Source organism: Pseudomonas sp. Van50 (genome assembly GCF_055390755.1).
Genome location: NZ_AP024343.1, coordinates 2,809,569 through 2,828,792, shown reverse-complemented (window position 1 = coordinate 2,828,792; position 19,224 = coordinate 2,809,569). Strand labels below are relative to the sequence as shown.

The 19,224-nt window shown below is 60.2% G+C and carries 14 protein-coding genes and 1 pseudogene; 10 read left to right on the top strand and 5 right to left on the bottom strand.

Translation table 11 applies throughout. The features are described 5' to 3' along the window. The first annotated feature begins 64 nt into the window (after positions 1–64). Positions 65–1,009, top strand: coding sequence for a LysR family transcriptional regulator (locus ACZ5M5_RS12420; RefSeq protein ID WP_464739112.1), 945 nt, complete (start codon positions 65–67; stop codon positions 1,007–1,009). Positions 1,010–1,199: 190 nt separating this feature from the next. Next, a complete protein-coding gene (locus ACZ5M5_RS12415) occupies positions 1,200–2,807 on the top strand; it encodes an alkaline phosphatase family protein (RefSeq protein ID WP_464739111.1) in 1,608 nt (535 codons plus the stop codon). 72 nt (positions 2,808–2,879) lie between these two features. Here ACZ5M5_RS12415 and ACZ5M5_RS12410 read toward each other — a convergent pair whose 3' ends face one another. After that, positions 2,880–3,785, bottom strand: a complete 906-nt coding sequence (locus ACZ5M5_RS12410; RefSeq protein WP_464739110.1) for a TauD/TfdA dioxygenase family protein — start codon at positions 3,783–3,785, stop codon at positions 2,880–2,882. Positions 3,786–3,967: 182 nt separating this feature from the next. On the opposite strand from ACZ5M5_RS12410, the gene ACZ5M5_RS12405 reads away from it, so the two are divergent. Next, positions 3,968–4,888 carry a LysR family transcriptional regulator gene (locus ACZ5M5_RS12405; protein ID WP_060742877.1) on the top strand — a complete coding sequence of 307 codons (921 nt, stop codon included), beginning with the start codon at positions 3,968–3,970 and terminating at the stop codon, positions 4,886–4,888. Positions 4,889–5,004: 116 nt separating this feature from the next. On the opposite strand, the gene ACZ5M5_RS12400 is transcribed toward ACZ5M5_RS12405, so the two are convergent. Continuing rightward, positions 5,005–6,006, bottom strand: coding sequence for an ABC transporter substrate-binding protein (locus ACZ5M5_RS12400; protein WP_464739109.1), 1,002 nt, complete (start codon positions 6,004–6,006; stop codon positions 5,005–5,007). Between the two features lie 288 nt (positions 6,007–6,294). Here ACZ5M5_RS12400 and ACZ5M5_RS12395 point away from each other — a divergent pair, with 288 nt between their 5' ends. Genes ACZ5M5_RS12395 through ACZ5M5_RS12385 form a run of 3 tightly spaced genes read left to right on the top strand, consistent with a single transcriptional unit; the run spans position 6,295 to position 10,340 of the window. Then, positions 6,295–7,887, top strand: a complete 1,593-nt coding sequence (locus tag ACZ5M5_RS12395) for an ABC transporter permease (protein ID WP_464739108.1) — start codon at positions 6,295–6,297, stop codon at positions 7,885–7,887. Next, positions 7,884–8,699, top strand: a complete 816-nt coding sequence (locus ACZ5M5_RS12390) for an ABC transporter ATP-binding protein (protein WP_060742880.1) — start codon at positions 7,884–7,886, stop codon at positions 8,697–8,699. Before ACZ5M5_RS12395 ends, ACZ5M5_RS12390 begins: the two co-directional genes overlap by 4 nt. A 30-nt stretch (positions 8,700–8,729) precedes the next feature. Continuing rightward, a complete protein-coding gene (locus tag ACZ5M5_RS12385; protein WP_464739107.1) occupies positions 8,730–10,340 on the top strand; it encodes an arylsulfatase in 1,611 nt (536 codons plus the stop codon). Positions 10,341–10,440: 100 nt separating this feature from the next. Here the strand turns inward: ACZ5M5_RS12385 and ACZ5M5_RS12380 are convergent, their stop codons facing one another. Continuing rightward, positions 10,441–11,067: a hydrolase gene (locus tag ACZ5M5_RS12380; RefSeq protein WP_060742882.1), complete on the bottom strand. Its 627-nt coding sequence runs from the start codon at positions 11,065–11,067 to the stop codon at positions 10,441–10,443. A gap of 230 nt (positions 11,068–11,297) precedes the next feature. Here ACZ5M5_RS12380 and ACZ5M5_RS12375 point away from each other — a divergent pair, with 230 nt between their 5' ends. Continuing rightward, positions 11,298–12,194 carry a LysR family transcriptional regulator gene (locus tag ACZ5M5_RS12375; RefSeq protein ID WP_464739106.1) on the top strand — a complete coding sequence of 299 codons (897 nt, stop codon included), beginning with the start codon at positions 11,298–11,300 and terminating at the stop codon, positions 12,192–12,194. 282 nt (positions 12,195–12,476) lie between these two features. On the opposite strand, the gene ACZ5M5_RS12370 is transcribed toward ACZ5M5_RS12375, so the two are convergent. Beyond that, a complete protein-coding gene (locus ACZ5M5_RS12370) occupies positions 12,477–13,259 on the bottom strand; it encodes an EAL domain-containing protein (protein ID WP_060742884.1) in 783 nt (260 codons plus the stop codon). A gap of 249 nt (positions 13,260–13,508) precedes the next feature. On the opposite strand from ACZ5M5_RS12370, the gene ACZ5M5_RS12365 reads away from it, so the two are divergent. The 3 genes and pseudogenes from ACZ5M5_RS12365 to ACZ5M5_RS12355 all read left to right on the top strand — a co-directional run bounded on the left by ACZ5M5_RS12365 (position 13,509) and on the right by ACZ5M5_RS12355 (position 16,989). Further along, positions 13,509–15,137 (top strand): diguanylate cyclase, encoded by a 1,629-nt coding sequence (locus tag ACZ5M5_RS12365; protein ID WP_464739105.1) that lies wholly within the window; start codon positions 13,509–13,511, stop codon positions 15,135–15,137. A 433-nt stretch (positions 15,138–15,570) separates the two neighbouring features. Then, a pseudogene (locus ACZ5M5_RS12360) lies at positions 15,571–16,340 on the top strand (alpha/beta fold hydrolase). Between the two features lie 256 nt (positions 16,341–16,596). Beyond that, positions 16,597–16,989, top strand: coding sequence for an ester cyclase (locus ACZ5M5_RS12355; protein WP_103307854.1), 393 nt, complete (start codon positions 16,597–16,599; stop codon positions 16,987–16,989). 146 nt (positions 16,990–17,135) lie between these two features. Here ACZ5M5_RS12355 and treS read toward each other — a convergent pair whose 3' ends face one another. Beyond that, positions 17,136–19,202: a maltose alpha-D-glucosyltransferase gene (gene treS, locus ACZ5M5_RS12350; RefSeq protein WP_464739104.1), complete on the bottom strand. Its 2,067-nt coding sequence runs from the start codon at positions 19,200–19,202 to the stop codon at positions 17,136–17,138. Positions 19,203–19,224: the final 22 nt, after the last annotated feature.

Below are 19,224 nucleotides of genomic sequence, written 5' to 3'. Positions count from 1 at the left end.
GCCTTTATAAGGAGTCGACCTAATGCATAGCCAATGCATTTCCCCGATATTTTTGATGTGAAAAATGCATATCGATCTGCGCCAACTCCGCCACTTCATCGCCCTTGCCGAACAACGCAGTTTTGTCGCTGCGGCATTGACGGTGAACCTGTCGCAGTCGGCGTTCAGTCGCAGCATCCAGGCCCTGGAGCACAGCGCCGGATGCCAACTGGTGGATCGCGGCCGCAAAGACCTGGCGCCCACCAAACAAGGCCAGGTAATGCTCGAACATGCCCGGCGGCTGGTCAGTGGCGCGCAGCAACTGGCCAACGAGATCAGCCAATTCAATGGTCTGGAAGCCGGCGAATTGCGCTTCGGTTGCGGTCCGGCGCCGGCGGCGGGGTTGATACCACGGGCCATTGGCAGTTTTATCGGGCGCTACCCCAAGGCCCGCGTGCAGTTCCAGGTGGATGACTGGCAAAGCCTGGGCAAGCGCCTGCTCAGCGAAGAATTCGAATTCTTCGTCGCCGACACCCGCCACTTTGAAGCCCACCCGGACTACCACACCTACCGCTTGCGGCCGCGCAAGTGGTATTTCTGCTGCCGCGCCGGCCACCCGCTGGCACAGCAACCCAGCGTGACGGCCGCGCAACTGATGAGTTACCCACTGGCCGTGACCATCCGCCCGCCGAACCTGCGCAAGGTCATCGTCGACCTCAGTGGGCGGCCCGATTACCTGCCCAACGTCGAATGCGAGAACGGCTACAGCCTGATGGGCGTGGTGCTGCGTTCCGACGCCATCGGCATCGTCAGCGCCAACAGTGATGTGCTGCACATGGCTCGCGGCGATTTGGTGTGCCTGACGATCGATGGCCTGGCCGAAGACCTGGAGGAGCGCTACACCCGCTACGGTATCGTCAGCCGTGCGGGGTATCGCTTGTCGCCGTTGGCGGAGGCGATGATCGAGCAGATCAAGCAGATCGATGAGCTGGATGAGGATGTGTGCGCACTGGAGAACCTCGCTGTGTGAACCGGCGCTTTCGCGAGCAAGCTCGCTCCCACATTTGGAATGCGTACAAATGTGGGAGCGAGCTTGCTCGCGAAAGCGCCGGCAGCAACACCGATGCATTGACTGCATCAAACCCAGTCCCCAAATGCACTTGCCAGCCCACCCTCCGAACGGCGAAAAACCTCACCTCTCCTCCGCTTGGTGAAGCCCTATGCCTGCCCCCCAAACCGTCCGCAACGTGCTGTACATCATGTGCGACCAACTGCGCCGCGATTACCTGTCGTGCTACGGTCACGCCCATCTGCATACACCGAACATCGACCGCCTGGCCGCCACTGGTGTGCGTTTCAGCCGCGCCTATACCCAGGGCACCATCTGCGGCCCCTCGCGCATGTCGGCCTATACCGGGCGCTACGTCAGCAGCCATCAGGTGGCGTGGAACGCGGTGCCGTTGCCCCTGGAAGAACTGACCATCGGCGACTACCTGCGCCCCCACGGCATCCGCACGGCGCTGGTGGGCAAGACCCACGCCACGCCCAACCTGGAGGCCTTGCAGCGGCTGAACATCGACCCGGACAGCGCGCAGGCCGAGCAGCTGAATGAAGTCGGCTTCGACGCCTACTTTCGTCACGATGGCATTTACCCCGACAGCCCGCTGTTCGACGACAAACGCGAGTCCGCGCCCTATACCCATTACCTGCGCGAGCAGGGCTACAGCGGCACCAACCCGTGGCACGAATGGGCGAACGCGGCAGAAGGTGAAAACGGCGAGGTGCTCAGCGGCTGGCACATGCGCAACGCCGGGCGACCCGCGCGAGTCGCCGAGCAGCACTCGGAAACCGTCTACACCACCGACCGCGCCATCGACTTTATCCACGAACAAGCCGAGCGACCGTGGTGCCTGCACCTGTCCTACATCAAGCCGCACTGGCCCTACATCGCCCCGGCGCCCTATCACGCGTTGTACGGCGCCGAGCATATCCAGGCGCCCATACAGCCTGGACAAACCAGCGATCACCCGGTGTATCAAGCGTTCCGCCAGCATCAGGAGAGCCTGAATTTTTCCCGTGACGAGGTGCGGCTCACGGTGATTCCCACCTACATGGGGCTGATCAAACAGATCGACGATCAACTCGGGCGCTTGTTCGATTTTCTGCAAAGCAATGGCCGCTGGGACGACACGTTGATCGTGTTCACCAGCGACCATGGCGACTTCCTCGGCGATCACTTCCTGGGCGAGAAAGAGTTTTTGCTGGAGCCTGCGGTGGGCGTGCCGCTGATCGTGCGTGACCCGCGGGCCGCTGCCGATATCAGCCGTGGCACGGTGGACGCACGCCTAGTCGAAACCATCGACGCCCTGCCGACTTTCCTCGACGCCTTGGGCCTGCCCGCTGCCGACCACCGCCTGGAAGGCCGTTCGCTGATCCCGCTGCTGCACGCTCACGACATCACTTGGCGCCGCTACGCCATCGCCGAATACGACTACGCCTTCCAGGCCCCGGCCCGCGAGCGCCTGGCACAACCCATCGACCGTTGCCGCATGACCATGGTGCGCAGCGAACGCTGGAAGTACCTGGCCTATGACGGCTTTCGTCCACAGCTGTTCGACCTGGACAACGACCCGCAGGAGCTGCACGACCTGGGCAGCGACCCGACCTATGCCGAGGTCCGCGAAACCCATCTGGGGTATCTGTTCGAGTGGCTGCGCGGGCTGAAGCGGCGCACCACCATCAGCCACACAGAGATCGATCTGCGTGGCCAACGGTTTCGTTATGGTGAGCCGGAGGCGGAGAAAGTGGTGCAAATCGGCGTCTGGTAAACGACGCGAATCAATGGGGTGAGACTCCTGTGGCGAGGGCCACATTGCCCACACAGTCGAGTCTGCGCCGGCTTAGAGACCCTTGGTGGTCTTGCTCGACTGCCCTTGCACGCCCACCGGCACATCGCCCTTGAGGGTGACCCGGCGCACGATACGCTCCTGGGTACCGTAGTCGTCCACGGCGTAATGCTGGGTGGCGCGGTTGTCCCAGATCGCCACGTCACCGCTCCTCCAGCGCCAGCGCACGGTGTTTTCCAGACGCGTGACGTGGCTTTGCAACAGGTTGAACAGTTGGGTCGAATCCGCCTGCGAATACCCTTTGAGGCGTTTGACGAAATGCCCCAGCAACAGGGTTTTCTCGCCGCTGACCGGGTGCACGCGCACCACCGGGTGTTCGGTTTCGTACACCGTAGACGTGAACACCTTGCGGTATTCCTCGAGCCGCTCTACTGACACATCCGGCTTGATCGCGGCGTAGTCGTATTCGTTGCTGTGCACTGCCCACAGGGTATCGGCCAGTGCGCGCAACTCCACGCTGAGGTCGTTATAGGCACTGGAAGTGTTGGCCCACACGGTGTCACCACCGGACTTGGGCGCCAGCACCGAACGCAGCACCGAGGCTTTTGGGTAGGCGTCGACGAAGGTCACGTCGGTGTGCCAGGAATTGGCGCGCTGGCCGCGTGTACCGTCCAGTTCCATCAGGAACCGCGTACCGTCGCGTACCGGCACCGTCGGGTGGGCAATAGGCTCGCCGAGCAGATGGGCGAAGGCTTCCTGGCTCTGGTCATCGAGGTGGGTCTGGTCGCGGAAGAAGATCACCTTGTGCTGCACCAGCGCCTGCTGGATGGCTTCGACGGTGGCGGCATCCAAGTCACCGGACAATCTGATGCCGCGGATCTCGGCACCGATGCGGCCAGCGACCGGGTGAATGTCCAGTGCCTGGGCAATGGGTTGAACAGCTAATGCGGCGTTGCTCATTGTGGTGACCCTCATGTGCCTGCTGATGGTGGGAACGTTTCCCGGCAACGCTCTATCAATATGCAATTTTGATCTAGCAAATTAACGGATGCATCGTTGACGGAATAAGAGCTTGCATTTAAAACCTCTGCTCCCTTGGTCGCAAATGCCTTCGACCTATTTTTAAAATGCAGGGAAAGCATATGGATCTTCGCCAACTGCGCTATTTCATCGCCCTTAACGAACACCGCAGTTTCGTACGCGCGGCCGACGCCATGGGCATCACCCAGCCAGCGTTCAGCCGCAGTATCCAGGGGCTGGAACAGGAATTCGGCTGCGTACTGGTGGACCGTGGTCACAAGGATCTGCGCCCTACTCCCGAGGGGCAGGTGGTGCTACAACACGCACTGACCCTGGTGCATGGCGCAGCCTTGCTCAGCAGTGAAGTGACACGCATGACCAAGCTCGACGCCGGCGACCTGCGCTTCGGCTGTGGCCCGGCACCCGCCGTGAAGCTGGTGCCCGACGCCGTGGCGCGCTTTATCACCGCCCACCCGAAAATCCGCACCGGTTTCCAGGTGGATAACTGGGAAAAACTCAGCCGCGCCCTGAGCCGCGAAGAGATTGAATTTTTTATCGCCGACATTCGTCAGTTCGAAACCGACCCGAATTTCCAGACCCGCGCGCTGACGCCCAAGCGTGGGGTGTTCTTCTGCCGGCCTGGGCACCCGCTTTTGGCCAAGGACAGCCTGTCGACCAACGACATGTTCGATTACCCACTGGCGGCGCCGCTGATCTCCCAGGGCATTCGCAAACTGCTGGCGAACCTCAGCGGGCGCATGGATTTCTCACCGAGCATCCAGACCGAACATTTCCCGGCGCTGGTCAAGATCGTGCTGCAGTCCAATGCCATCGGCGTGGGCACCGAGGAAGCCTTCGCCGACGACATCGCCCAAGGCACGCTGGTGCTGCTGCACTGGCGCAACCTGCCACAGAACATGGACACCCTGAGCGCCCGCTGCGGCATCGTCAGCCGCACCGGCTCACGCTTGTCGCCAGCGGCGAAGGCGATGATCGAGACGTTGCTGGAGGTGGATCAGCAGGCCATCGGCGTGGCGGTCTGACCGGCCTCTTCGCGAGCCAGCTCGCTCCCACCTCCGACCGCGTTTCGTCAGGATGAATGTAGTCGAATGTGGGAGCGAGCTGGCTCGCGAAAGCGACACCCCGGACACCACCAGACTCAGAGCCCTGCCGAGGCCAGGTTCGGCGCCACCCAATCACTCACCTGGAACGGCCTGCGAATCAGCTTTTCCTTCGACGCCAGGTCGACCGCCCCCTGTAATTTGCCCAGGAACACCGGGTCCAGGGTCGACGGGAAGATCTCGCTGAGGGCCTGGTCTTTCAAGTCATTGGTCAGGATCAGCGGTGGGTAACTGGCCCGCCCCGACACCAGTTGGATGTAGGCCTGCTTGTTGTTGTCATCGGTCAGCCATTGCACCGCTTGCTGCTGGGCCTTGAGCAGCTTGGCCACCGCGTCGGGGTGCTCGTCGACGAACTGTTTGCTGCCCACCAGCACCGCCTGCACGCTGCCGGCGCCACCGAGGTCCTTGGTGGTCAACGCTATTTCCGCCAGCCCCTTGGCTTGCAATGCGGTCAAGTTCGAGCCGCCCCAGGTGGCGTCAATTTGCTTGGCGGCCAAGGCGGCACCGGCTGCGTTGTAATCCAGGTTGATGATTTTCAGATCCTTTTCACTCAAGCCCTGGCTGGCCAACGCGGCGTCGAACGACAACTGGCTGGCCGTGCCGCGAAACACTGCGACACGCTTGCCTTTGAGATCCTGCAAGGTCTTGATACCCGAGCCCGGCACCACGCCGAGGTACTGCTTGATGTCCCGTGCGGTGGCACTGAGCAGACGGGTATCCAGGCCATTGGAGCGACCGATGATCGCGGCCAGATCGCCCAGGTAGGCCAGGTCCACCTGGCCATTGGCGAAGGCTTCGTTGATCACCGGGCCCGCGCCCTTGAAGTAATTCCACTGAATCTTGATGCCTTGGTCGGCAAAGGCTTTCTCGAAGATCTGCTGCTCGCGCAACACATCCGTTATGCCACCGCCACTGTGCTGGCTGCCAGCACTGAGGTCGGGCACGGCAATGCGGATTTCCTTGAGTTCGGCAGCATGCACCAGCCCGGCCAACGCAGTGCCCGCGAACAGAGTGATCAGACGTTTAAAAGGCAATTTCATAAGCGCAGCTCCTTGTGGGCGAGGGTCGCCTGGGGAGCTGAAAGTAGGCACACGCAGAGCAAAACTTTAAATACTATAAATTCACACTTTAATAGCTTTTAGACCTATGCAAGTTAAAACGCTGGCCCCAGAGGACTATGCATGAACAGCATCGAAAATATTCTTCGAATGCATTGGATGCGTGCAGGGCAGAGGCTTTAAATGATTTTTCTTATCCCTCAATCATCTTGATTGCATTTTTATAAGATCAAAATCACATAACGCCATTGGCGACAACGGAGGTCTTCCATGGCCCGAATCTCACTTTTGAGCCTACCGCTCGCGGCCCCCAGCGCCAAGCCGCACTGGCCGTTAATCAATGAACGCCTGCTGCCATGGCTGCTGCCTTTGGCGCTTTTCGCGCTGTGGTGGCTGGGCAGCCGCCATCACTGGATGAGCGAACAGATTCTGCCACCGCCATCGCTGGTATGGAGCAGCGCGGTGGAACTGGCCGGCGGCGAGCTGTGGAGCCATCTGGCAATCAGCTTGCAACGCCTGTTCTGGGGGCTGCTGGCGGGCGTTGGCAGTGGGGCGTTGCTGGGGGCACTACTCGGCTTCAGTGCGCGCGCCGAGCGCCTGGTGTTTCCGACGTTCAGCGCGTTGTCGCAAGTGCCGACGCTGGCCTGGATCCCGTTGTTCATGGTGTTTTTCGGCATCGGCGAAACCCTGAAACTGGTGGTGCTGGTGAAGGCGATCGTGGTGCCCGTGACCCTGCATACCCTGGTGGGCGTACGCGACGCCCAGCCCCATTTACGTGAAGCCGCCCGCGTACTGCGCCTGCCCACCCACCTGTTGATCCGCCGCCTGATCCTGCCCGCCGCACTGCCGGCATTCATGGCCGGCGTACGCCTGGCCCTGGCGGCCGGCTGGACCTCATTGCTGGCGGTGGAGTTGCTGGCCTCCAGCGAAGGCATCGGCTACCTGATGGTCTGGGCGCGCCAACTGTTCATGCTCGATATCGTCTTCGTGTGCATAGTGATCATCGGCGTACTCGGCGTGGTGATGGATCGCGGCATTGGCTGGCTGGACCAAAAATGGGTGCACTGGCCGCACCCGGCCACCGCGCAGATTCGACGCGGCCCGCGCTATCAAGGCTGGCAGCGCCTGCAACCGTGGCTGCTGCCCCTGCTGCTGTTGAGTCTGTGGCAGGTGGCGACGCAACAGGCTTGGGTAGACGCAAACATTCTGGTCAGCCCCTGGCTCGTGCTGCACACCACCGTCGCCGGCGCACTGGACGGCAGCCTGAGCGGCGCCTTGGGCACAAGCCTGAAACGCACCCTGGGCGGGTTGCTGCTCGGCGGCGGCCTGGGCTTTGCCATGGGCCTGTGGCTTGGGCTGTCGCGACGCAGCGAACGAGTGCTGGGACCGACCCTGGCAGCCCTGCGTCAGATCGCGATTTTCGCCTGGGTGCCGCTGCTCACCGCCTGGTTTGGTCTGGGTGAATTGGCCAAGTGGGTGTTCATCGCCCTCGCGGCGTTTTTCCCGCTGCTCATCGCCACCCAACGCAGCGTGCTGAACCTCTCGCCACAGCTCAGCGAGGCCGCTCAAGTGCTGCGCCTGAGCCTGCCCCAGCGGCTGCGCCGGCTGATCTTGCCAGGCGCTGCCGCGGGGATTTTCGCCGGCCTGCGCCTGAGCCTGATCTACGCCTGGCTGGGCACCATCGGTGCGGAATATTTCATGCCGTCCAACGGCGGTATTGGCAGCCTGATGATCGGCGCCCAACAACTGCTGCGCATGGACCTGATCATGAGCGGCATGCTCCTGGTCGGCCTCACCGGCGCAGCCCTCAACTTGATCGGCCAACGCATCGAAACCCGTGCTACCCGCTGGAGACACGCATGAACGCACCGATTGTCAGCTTCAACCATGTGGGCAAGTCCTTCGACGTCGACGGCTTCGAGTTGGAGGCTATTCGTGAATTCAACCTGGACATCGCCGAAGGCGAATTCGTCGCGATCGTCGGCTCCAGCGGCTGCGGCAAATCCACCCTGTTGCGCCTGCTGGTGGGGCTCGACACCCAGTTTAGCGGCGAGATTCGCGTCGACGGCCAAACGGTCAGCGGCATCGGCGGCGAGCGCGGCATCGTGTTCCAGGAGCACCGTCTGTTTCCTTGGCTGACCGTCGCGGAGAATATCGGCCTGGGGCTGGTCAACGAGCCCATCGGCCAGGCTGAACGTAACCGGCGTATCAGCGATTTTATCGAGCTGGTGGGCCTCAGCGACTTCACCCGTGCCTATCCTCACCAGTTATCCGGCGGCATGGCGCAACGGGTGGCGATTGCCCGGGGCCTGGTGGCCAGCCCGCGCATCCTGCTGCTGGACGAACCCTTCGGTGCCCTCGACGCCCTGACCCGCCAACAGATGCAGGACGAACTCCTGGCGATTCGTGACCGCGCCAAGATCACTACAGTGCTGGTGACCCACGATGTGGAAGAAGCGATTTTTCTCGCCGACCGCGTGGTGGTGATGGAGCCGAGGCCTGGGCGAATCAAGCAAGTCGTCGACGTTGCCCTGCCCCATCCACGCCAACGCAGCAGCTTCGAATTCCACCAGTTGCGTGAAGAGCTGCTGCACGAGTTGACCAGCGATGACCATTACCAGCCGCCGGTGCGCGAACAGATCCGCGACCTGCCCCTGGCCTTTATCGCCTGCTAAAAAGACTGCCTGCCAACGAGGAGCACCTTGATGCCGCAACGTCCCAATTTTCTAGTGATCCTGGCCGATGACATGGGTTTCTCCGACCTGGGTGCGTTTGGTGGGGAAATTGCCACGCCGCACCTGGACGCCCTGGCGCTGAATGGCCTGCGTTTGACCGATTTCCACACCGCGCCCACCTGTTCGCCAACGCGCTCGATGCTGCTCACCGGCACCGACCACCATATCGCCGGCATCGGCACTATGGCCGAGGCGCTCACCCCCGAGCTGATCGGCAAGCCCGGCTACGAAGGCTACCTGAACGATAAGGTGGTGGCGCTTCCAGAGCTGCTGCGCGAAGCCGGTTACCAGACGCTGATGAGCGGCAAATGGCACCTGGGCCTGACCGCCGAACTGGCGCCTCACGCTCGTGGTTTCGAGCGTTCGTTCTCGTTGTTGCCAGGGGCGGCCAACCACTACGGTTTCGAACCGACCTATGACGAGCACACGCCGGGCCTGCTCAAATCCACGCCGGCGCTGTATATCGAGGACGATACCTTCATCGAGCAACTGCCCAAGGACTTCTATTCCTCCGATGCCTTTGGCGACAAGCTATTGCAGTACCTCAAGGAGCGCGACCAGGCCCGGCCATTCTTTGCCTACCTGCCGTTTTCCGCACCGCATTGGCCGTTACAGGCACCCGCCGACATCGTTGAAAAATACCGTGGCCGCTACGACGCCGGCCCCGAAGCATTGCGCCTGGAGCGCCTGGCAAAACTCAAGGCCCTGGGGTTAATCGACGCCGATGTCGAGCCCCACCCGCTGATCGAATTGAACACCCAGTGGGCCGCCCTGACCGAAGAGCAGCGCCAGGTGTCGGCCCGTGCCATGGAAGTGTATGCGGCGATGGTCGAGCGCATGGATTGGAACATCGGTCGGGTGGTGGAGTACCTGCGCCAGCAAGGGCAATTGGACAATACGTTCATTGTGTTCATGTCCGACAACGGTGCCGAAGGTGCGCTGCTGGAGGCCTTCCCCAAGTTCGGGCCGCAGTTGCTGACCTACCTCAACCAGCATTACGACAACAGCCTGGACAACATCGGCCGCGCCAACTCCTACGTCTGGTACGGGCCGTCGTGGGCCCAAGTGACAACGGCGCCGTCGCGCTTGTTCAAGGCATTTACCACCGAGGGTGGGATTCGTGTGCCGGCGCTGGTGCATTACCCCCAGTTGTCGCTCAAGGGGCGCATCAGCCATGGGTTCGGCACAGTGATGGACATCACACCGACCATTCTGGACCTGGCCGGCGTACGCCATCCCGGCACACAGTGGCGCGGCAAGCTCGTGGCGTCATTGCGCGGCAAATCGTGGCTGGGCTTCCTGTCGGGCGAGACCTGCGAGGTGCACGACGAACACACGGTCACCGGCTGGGAGCTGTTTGGCCGCCGCGCGATTCGCCAGGGCCAGTGGAAAGCCGTGTACATCCCCGGTCCCGTGGGGCCGGCGACCTGGCAGCTGTATGATTTGGGCCAGGACCCGGGCGAAATCCATGACCTGGCGCTGAGTCAGCCGGACAAACTGGCCACTTTGATTGGCCATTGGCAGCAGTACGTCGACGAAACTGGCGTGGTGCTCAGCGCATCGCCGTTTCAGCCGGATTGAATGTCCAACCTAAAAAACTCTACGCGGTCTGAAGGTGGCGGCTTTCGCAAGCGCCACCCCCATCCCATCTGCAGCGTTGTGAGTTGTGCCAGGGCGCCTGCTAGAGCGCCTTCTCGGCGTTAAAACCGTCGAAGTTTTCGAAGACCCCCATAAAGCCCGGGACAGTCGACTCCCGTGCCCAGTCGCGCTGGAGCTCGCAGTACATCTGCACGCGGCTGATGAGTTTCGCGCCCGCCTGTTCGATTCGACGAAGAGCGGCCTCGTGCGCGGCGACTGACGTGCCTCCGACCGCATCGACCGGCACATACACCTCATAGCCTTCCTGGATCGCGTCCAGTACTGGGAACGTCAGGCAGGCTTCGGTCCAGAGCGCGGTCATGATGAGCTTGCGACGGCCGATGCCCTTGACCGCCTGCTTGAACTCAGTGTCCTCCCAGCTATTGATCGAGGTGCGGTCATAAGTCGGCAGATGGCCGAGCACGTCCTGCAACGCTTGGATCGGCGGTTTGTTGCGACCGGTCGCGACGTTGACCGTCGAATGAATGACAGGAAGGTTGTAGTTGACGGCCGCCTTGGCAACGCTCGTGATGTTGAACACGAGCTCGTCACGGGGCATCGAGCGAATCGAGGAGACCTGGATCGGCTGATAATCGATGATGATCAGCGCGCAATTCTCAGGCGATAAGAGGTGGTCGGTATGGGGGTTGCGAATAGTCTCGCTTGTCATTGTCTGGTCCTGTTCTCAGTTGTAATACACGGTGCCAGAGAGCCAGCGCGCACTCGGATAGACGGGCATGGCCCTGACGAAGTGTCTACTGATGTTGTCAGTGGATTTGGGTTTCCAGGCAACCTGCGCCACTGGCGACATTGCCCGGAAGCAAGGATTATGCTGTTCCCATTTTCGACGCAGTAGTCGCAACGCGAGGCTAGCTGTGTCGCACAAAGAGGAACGCTGACTTGGATATAGAAGAGCTGCAAACATTCGTGGAAGTGGCTGACGCAGGGGGCGTTTCGCCTGCGGCGCTCCGCCTTGGGGTATCCAAGTCGATCGTCAGCCGCAGGCTCGCCCGGCTTGAGGCGGAACTTGGCATCCAGTTGCTCGCACGAACCACCCGCGGGGCCGCCCTCACTGAAGCCGGGGCCACGTTCCGAGATTACGCGGCCAGGGTCTGCGCCGAAATCGAGACAGCCAGAGAAACGATCCTGCCGACAGGCGCCCTTCGTGGTCGCTTACGCGTCGCGGCGCCGCTGTCTTTTGGCCCTACCCATTTCGCGCCCATGCTCGCGCAAATGGCACACCGTCACCCCGAGCTTCATATCCAGACCTGCTACAGCGATCGCTTCGTTGATCTCATTGCCGAGGGGTTCGATTGTGCAATACGCGTCGGGTACCTCCCCGACTCCAATTTGATCGCGAGGAAAATCGGCCCGATCTACACGAAGCTCGTCGCGAGCCCAGGCTACATAAAAGCCCATGGGGCACCAGAGACACCGGACGAGCTCATGGCCCATGAGGCTCTCCTGCAGGGTACCGAGGCGTGGCAATTCATGGAGGGTGACAAGGTCATCACGGTGCGTCCGCAGGGCCGCTTCAAGGCGGACAACGGCATTGCGCTCGTGGCGGCCGCAACCGCGGGACTCGGCATCGCGTACCTGCCGGATTGCCTGACTTATGAACATGTGAACTCAGGGGCGCTCGTGCCGATCATGACCCGGTATCCACCACCCCCGGCAGGTGTATACGTGGTCCGTCCGCCAGGCCAGCATCCGGCACGGAAGATACGGATGCTCACAGAGCTGCTGATCGAGTCATTCGGACAGTCTCCGCACTTCGCGGGGCCTGCTCGTATTTGATCGCAGCGAAGATCACCGCTGTCCGGCCACTTCGTGACTCAAGCGATTGAGGGCTACTAGTCGCCTGCCTCCGCTGACAGCCCTGAACTCAATGGCCTACGGCGGGAGGTGATGCCAACCTGCCTGTACATTTTTTGAGCGCCCGTTCAAACCCCCTGCCCACTTGGCATCAGCGCGGTTATCCACAGACATACTCACGGATTTCTTGGATAACTGCATGGGATCGTGAAGCACGCCTGCCGTAGCGAACCTATGGATTCGAGCCCGCCTTTACCGCACACTTTACCGCACACCGTCATCGAAGCATCCAGCCGGCAGATGACCGACCGCGGGCCTTGCATACAAATATCCCTGCATCAGTTCGATACCCATGCCTAGCAGCGTCGAGCTTTCTTCACGGGTCTCGACACCTTCGGCGATGACCAGGATATCCAAGCGCCTGGCGACCAGGATGATGCCTTCGACGATCGCTTGTTTGACCGAGTCCCGATCAATGTTTCGGGTCAGTGCCATGTCAATCTTCAGCACCTGCGGCTGGAACATGGCCAGCAGGTTAAGGCCCGAATAGCCCGCGCCAAAATCGTCGACGGCGGTAATGAAACCCTGGCGCTCGTACTCCATGAAAATCGATTTGAGGTGCTCAGGGTCTACCACCTTCTCGCCTTCGGTCACTTCGAACATGAGCCTTTCTGGCGGGAAATGGGTCAGGCGCGCCGCTTCCAGGGTGGCCCGGATACACGTCTCTGGCCGGTATACGGCGTTGGGCAGGAAATTGATGCTCAGCAAGCAATCGGGAATGTCCAGCAGCCCCAGCCTTGCGGCTTCTTCGATGGCCTTCACCCGGCAAGCCTGGTCGAATCGGTAGCGGTTGCTGTCGTTCACGAGCCCCAGGATGTAGCCAGCCGATTCGCCATTGATGCCTCTGACCAACGCCTCATAAGCAAACGCAGCGTGTGTCCGGACGTTGAAAATAGGCTGGAAGGCCATGGTGAAATCAAACCCCAACGCCTCATGGTTGCGGCATTCGGCGCAGCCGAGCGATTGGAATGGAGGGCGTTTCGTCATGATCAATATTCCGTGGCGGTCGTGATACTTCCCTGCGGATACAAGGAACTGTAGCCGACACCACCTGAATCGGCGCGGGCCGAAGTTTCTGATCAGCGGATATACAATCTTTTGACCGTCTAACGGTTTTAGCGTGATACACCTACGCCATTAACCTTACTCGCCGATAAGATGTGAATCCCATTGGAGCTGACGATGCCCCATCGCACACCCAGACTTCTCCTCGCAGCAGCTACTGCCACATTGGTCATGTCCGTCACGGCCGCAGTAGGTCCGTTTACCCTGTTCTGGACGAACGAAACGCGTAACGACCGCAACCTGGTAGAAAAGCAGCTGGACGGTATCCGCACGGTACAAGGTTTGCTCGTGGATGCGGAGACAGGCGAACGCGGGTATGCATTAACGGGGATGGAGACATTTCTTCGCCCTTATTACATCGCCACGTCGCAGCTTCCCGACGCGATCAAGCTGCTTCGTGAAAACTATCGAAACGATTCGTCCGCTGAAATTGCCAAGGTGGAGGACTTCATCGAGAAGTCCGCACTGAAGCTGGACCACCTGGACATGGTGATCAAGCTGCGCAGCACCCAAGGTTCCGCAGCGACGGTGGCCGAAATCGCTACAGGTAACGGCAAGCACCTCATGGACCAGGTCCGCGACCTGGGGAGCGAGCTGATTCAAGCAGAAATCGAGGAGGTGGCTGTTCTGGACAACCAGCTTAACGCCAACCTGCGTTGGGCCGTCGCCGTTTCCATTGCAAGCTTCCTGCTTACGCTTGTGCTGGGCCGTTTCATCTACGTGTCCATGCGCCAGACCATAAAACGCCAAGCCGAATCGACGGCTAGCGCGCTTTCTTCAAGCACCCAACTGAGCAAAAGCCTGAAAAACCTTGAGCGGCGCAATGCAGAAATAGGTTTGCTCGCAGAAATGGCTCGCCTGCTACAGACCGAGATGAGCCAAGAGGAAACGCTCCAGCTGGTCAGCACTTATTGCCAAAAGTTACTGGAGGGCAGTAGCGGAACACTGTACCTGTACCGCAATTCGGCTGATGCTTTGCAACCGGCCGCAAGCTGGGGCCACGTCGAGGCTCAATCAGATGCCCTTATCGGTCCCAAAGACTGTTGGGCCATACGTCGAGGCCATTCCCATGTGGTTGAACATCGCCATGAGCTGCGCTGCGCCCACTACTCAGAAAAATCAGAGTTCGACGATGGTGACATTCACTGGTGCCTGCCGCTGATAGCCTACGGAGAAACATTGGGACTCTTGCATATCCAGCATGCTGGCGGAACTGACGATAAGGAAGTCAGCCGCCAGTTTGCGGAAGCTGCCGCGGAGCAAACCGCGCTAGCACTGGCGAACGGCAGGATGCGCCAGGTCCTGCAAGTCCAGTCGATCAAAGACCCGCTGACGGGTCTGTACAACCGTCGCTTCATGGAGGAAACACTCAAGCGCGAACTCTCCAAAGCCACTCGAGACGCAGTGGACCTGAGCGTCATCATGCTCGACCTGGACAACTTCAAGAAACTGAACGACATCCATGGTCATTCTGCGGGTGACGCGGTGTTGCGAAGCACGGCATCCTTGATCATGAAGTCAATCAGAGCCACCGATGTCGCCTGCCGGTTTGGTGGAGAAGAGCTGATCATCATATTGCCGGATTGCTCCATTGAAGACGCTCTCCTGCGAGCCGAATCCATCCGGGACTCGCTGGAAAGCATGAGCCCTACGGATGGAATGCAGACGTTCAGCGTTACCGCATCCTTTGGCGTGGCCTCGACGACGCGTAGCGGGACCGATCAAACCTTATTGCTGCAAGCAGCGGACGCCGCGCTGTATAAGGCCAAGCGCGAGGGGAAAAACCGCGTAGCCTCGTAGCCGGTCATCGAAAAGGCAGAACGTAAGCAGCCTTGGAACAACAGGCAGCCAAGGGGCGCACCCTCTTTCTCCGATCACCGTCGCAACGCCTGTGTGGCCATGGACGAAGCGCCGCGGCCCCCTCCCAGCCCATCTGGAAGCAACGTCAGCACCAAAACACCCGATGAAGTCACCGCAACGGTGTGCTCCAGAGGGTTGATCACCTTTCCCCTTTTCCCTCGCAGTTCGGGGGATTCGATCGAAACCCACCACCCATCTACAATTAATTCATTTAAATACAATCACTTACATCAATATCGATTTATTTTACAAAAATATCTTGCGCGCAAACATTTTAGGCGATAACTTTATCGCAACTGATTAGCGCACAAGTATTTATCGCTCATCAAAAGCACTTTGCAACCGTCCTTTCTTCTCTTACAGGTAGTCACTCATGAAAAAGATTCTTTCTGGCCTGGCCCTCGCCACCGCTCTCGCAGCCACCGGTTTAGCAAACGCTGCTGACGTCAAACCCACGGTGATCTTGGTCCATGGTGCTTTCGCCGACTCGTCGAGCTGGAACGGCGTAGTCAAGATTCTGGAAAAAGACGGCTATCCGGTCATTGCGGCGGCGAACCCGCTGCGGGGCGTCAGCAGTGATGCACAATCGGTGGCAAGCATTGTCAAGAGCATCAAGACTCCGGTAGTACTGGTCGGCCACTCCTATGGCGGTGCGGTGATCAGCGAGGCGGCGTATGGCAATCAGAACGTGAAAGGCCTGGTGTATGTCGCGGCTTTCACTCCGGAAACTGGCGAGACTGCGGCAGAATTGTCTGGACGATTCCGGGGGGCACCCTGGCCTCGGCCTTGTCGACCCCGGTCGAACTGGCCGATGGCGGCAAGGATCTCTACATCCAGCAGGATAAATTCCACGACCAGTTCGCAGCCGATGTGCCTGAGGCTGAAGCTCGCCTGATGGCGGCCGGCCAACGCCCCATCACCGTCGCCGCGCTGAACGAAGCCGCCACGGATCCTGCCTGGAAAACCATTCCGTCCTGGTTCGTATACGGCGACAAGGATAAGAACATTCCCCCTCAGGCCATGGCGTTCATGGCCGAGCGTGCACATTCCAAGCAGACCGTCGTGGTCAAAGGCGCCTCCCATGTCGTGATGGTTTCCAACCCGAAAGTGGTGGCAAACCTGATCGAAAAAGCTGCGCAATAAATGCAATTGGCAACACGAGGCCCGCGCATGCGGGCCTTTTTCCGTTGTCCGTGAATTGAGTTTTTCGCCAGCCTGGTGGCAACGCTCATCGCTCGGAGAAAAAGGCCTCCCGTGCCGACGGCTCCTCAGCGACGTGATGACCGCTGTCAATGCCTGCGCCAGTGACTTTCCGTTCTGCCCACTGCCTTGATGAGACGTGACAATAGGGCCTAGGATCGCAAAGACGGGAACAGACATGCAGAGGAGAATCACCCCCATGACCTCTAACCTCGCAGATCTTTATAGCGACTACATCGCCTGCCTGAATGCACAGGACTGGGAAAACCTAGGCCATTTTGTGCACCCAGATGTGGTTCACAACGCGAGACCATTGGGGTTGCACGGCTATCGAAGCATGCTGGAAGCGGATTATCGGGCGATCCCCGACTTGCGCTTCGCCATTGAATTCCTGGTGATCGACCCACCGAAGTTGGCAGCCCGCCTGGCCTTCAATTGCACGCCGGTTGGGGAGTTCCTGGGCCTGGCGGTGAATGGGACACCCATCTCCTTCGCCGAAAACGTCTTCTACGCGTTCGAGGACGGCAGGATCCGCGAGGTCTGGTCGGTCATCGACAAGGAAGCGATCGAAGCTCAGCTCCGATCAGCGTAGCGAATGCCTCAAGGTTGCAGGTTATTCAGGCCAGCTCTTCCCCATGGGTGACGGAGCAGAGCATAGACAAAGCCTTGACTGAGCCTGACCAGAACTTATGGCATGGGTGGATGATTGAGCGATCAACCACCTCGATCTCCCTAGCCCTAGATCATGGGTGAGGTACTCACCACCCGCAACGCCAACCCCTCGAACGCATCCAGCGTAATGGTGAATTCGCCCTCAGGCGTAAGGTCGCCTTCGACCCGCTCATTGATGATGTCGACCACCGGCCCCGGTGCGATATTGGGCAGGTGCAGGGTTTCAGTGATCGGCGTCGAACCGAAGTTCAGCGCCGTGATTTGCGTACCTTTGCCAGCCGGCAATTCGTGAACCATGATCAGCAGCCCCGGATGCTCGACATCCGGAATCAGTATCTGGCGACTGGCGGCGATGTCATAGGCACGGCGCGCAGCGAGGATCTTGCGCAACTGCGAGACGAACGAATCCGGGTCTTTCAACTGGCTTGGCAAGCTGCCGTACAGGGTCTTCGGACGCGGCATCTGGCCGGCCGACAATGCCGCCTCTGGGTTGAGGTCCACCAGATCGTAGGCACCGCGATGAATCCAGCGTGTGTCGCCGTCGCCCATCAGATGCTCGACCTGTTCGGCCGGCAACGGCAACGCGCCGACCAGGTCCCAGCCAGACAATGCGAAGACGCCGGGTTGCATCGCGTTGTACATCACCAACAGCAGATGAACCTGGCGAATCTGCTGGATATCTGCCGTCGTAATGGTTTCGAGATCGCGAATCCCCAATGCCGCCGTGATGATGCTCGCGGTGGTGCAGGACACGCCGTTGGTGACGAATTTCAGATTGTAGGGCGCATGCTCGCCAGTGAGGCGCTCGTACATCTGCTCGCGGATGTGCTCGCGCAGGATGCTGCCGGGAAAGGTCTGCCCCTGATAGAGGTAAGTATCGTGGGCGTGCAGGGTCCAGAAGTGCACCAATTCCAGGGTCAACTCATCATGATTCTGCAACGCATGGATCAGCGAGCCCGGATCGATGCCGAGGGTGTGCATCTGGCGCAGCATCAAGCGCAGGAATTCGGCATCGCCCATCAGCAAGGCATGCTGGTAGGCGGGTCGGGTGATGAAGTCGTAGGAGAGATCCGCCCCTCCGTGGGACATGGCGGCGATATCGTCTACGGTCAGGTTCAGCTCCTGGAAACTGAAGCCGCCGGCCTTGCGAATCGCTCCAGCGAGCAACTGGTTTGCGGTGATCGATAGCGGATGGCTTTCGGACCAGGCGGTACCCTCGAGCTTGCGCTCGACGCCAAGAAATCCGTTGGCGTCCAGACGCAGGATTTTCGCCCCCGAGACATCGATGGCATGCAGTGCGTCCCCGATGATCATCTGTTGAGCGGCAAAGGTCGGGTCCAGCCAGTTCAGCGAAGGTTGCCCTTCCTTGAAGTAATGCAGGTAGACCCAACGACGCGGCTTGCCGTCAACCCCCATCACCACCGGTGTCGCACTCCAGTCGGTTTCCTTGACGCCTGGTTCGAAGAAGATCACTCGCTGCAACTGTCCGACGATGTAATGCTTGTCCCGCAGAACGTCGACCTGCTGCGGGGTGAGGTTCTGCGCATCACGGCCCTCGGCAATGTCGGGCAGCAGCGGCCAATCCTCCTCGCGGATTTCCACCATGTGGTAAAGCCCCGGATAATCTTCATACGCCATCTCGGCCAAACGAAAATCCGCGCCTTTGCCGGTATGAGACGGGATGACATCCTCGATGACGACCGCATTGTGCGCGGCGGCCATTCGGGTCAACGCTTGCAGCTGCGCCTCGGTGCCCAATTGCGGGTCGAGCTCGAAACTGATGCGGTCAAAATTGCCATCGATCGTTGGTGTGTAGTCAGTGCCCGAAAGGCCACCGGACCTTTTCAAAGGGCCATTGTGGATGCCCTGGATACCGATTCTCGACAGCGCATGCCATAAGGTTTCATCCCCCAGCGCTTCAAGCACAGTGCCATTTTCGCGGGTAACGATGGAGGCCGGATACGCGGTGAACCACACCGAAGCCAATGCCGAGGCGTCGCGAGGCCGAGTATGCGCATAGGGCTGCTGCCACAATCGCCCCTGGCCCGAGTAGAGCTTGGCGCGCTTCCTCGCAGCATTGAGCATCGATTGTTCGACCAGCCAGTCGACATGATTTTTCTCAGCTGCCGTCATGGACACAATCACCTCCGTCATG

Excerpts from the sequence above, each read along its gene's own strand:
- ACZ5M5_RS12420 (WP_464739112.1), top strand. The coding sequence starts at position 65 with ATGCATATCGATCTGCGCCAACTCCGCCACTTCATCGCCCTTGCCGAA.
- ACZ5M5_RS12415 (WP_464739111.1), top strand. The coding sequence starts at position 1,200 with ATGCCTGCCCCCCAAACCGTCCGCAACGTGCTGTACATCATGTGCGAC.
- ACZ5M5_RS12410 (WP_464739110.1), bottom strand. The coding sequence starts at position 3,785 with ATGAGCAACGCCGCATTAGCTGTTCAACCCATTGCCCAGGCACTGGAC.
- ACZ5M5_RS12405 (WP_060742877.1), top strand. The coding sequence starts at position 3,968 with ATGGATCTTCGCCAACTGCGCTATTTCATCGCCCTTAACGAACACCGC.
- ACZ5M5_RS12400 (WP_464739109.1), bottom strand. The coding sequence starts at position 6,006 with ATGAAATTGCCTTTTAAACGTCTGATCACTCTGTTCGCGGGCACTGCG.
- ACZ5M5_RS12395 (WP_464739108.1), top strand. The coding sequence starts at position 6,295 with ATGGCCCGAATCTCACTTTTGAGCCTACCGCTCGCGGCCCCCAGCGCC.
- ACZ5M5_RS12390 (WP_060742880.1), top strand. The coding sequence starts at position 7,884 with ATGAACGCACCGATTGTCAGCTTCAACCATGTGGGCAAGTCCTTCGAC.
- ACZ5M5_RS12385 (WP_464739107.1), top strand. The coding sequence starts at position 8,730 with ATGCCGCAACGTCCCAATTTTCTAGTGATCCTGGCCGATGACATGGGT.
- ACZ5M5_RS12380 (WP_060742882.1), bottom strand. The coding sequence starts at position 11,067 with ATGACAAGCGAGACTATTCGCAACCCCCATACCGACCACCTCTTATCG.
- ACZ5M5_RS12370 (WP_060742884.1), bottom strand. The coding sequence starts at position 13,259 with ATGACGAAACGCCCTCCATTCCAATCGCTCGGCTGCGCCGAATGCCGC.
- ACZ5M5_RS12365 (WP_464739105.1), top strand. The coding sequence starts at position 13,509 with ATGTCCGTCACGGCCGCAGTAGGTCCGTTTACCCTGTTCTGGACGAAC.
- ACZ5M5_RS12355 (WP_103307854.1), top strand. The coding sequence starts at position 16,597 with ATGACCTCTAACCTCGCAGATCTTTATAGCGACTACATCGCCTGCCTG.
- treS (WP_464739104.1), bottom strand. The coding sequence starts at position 19,202 with ATGACGGCAGCTGAGAAAAATCATGTCGACTGGCTGGTCGAACAATCG.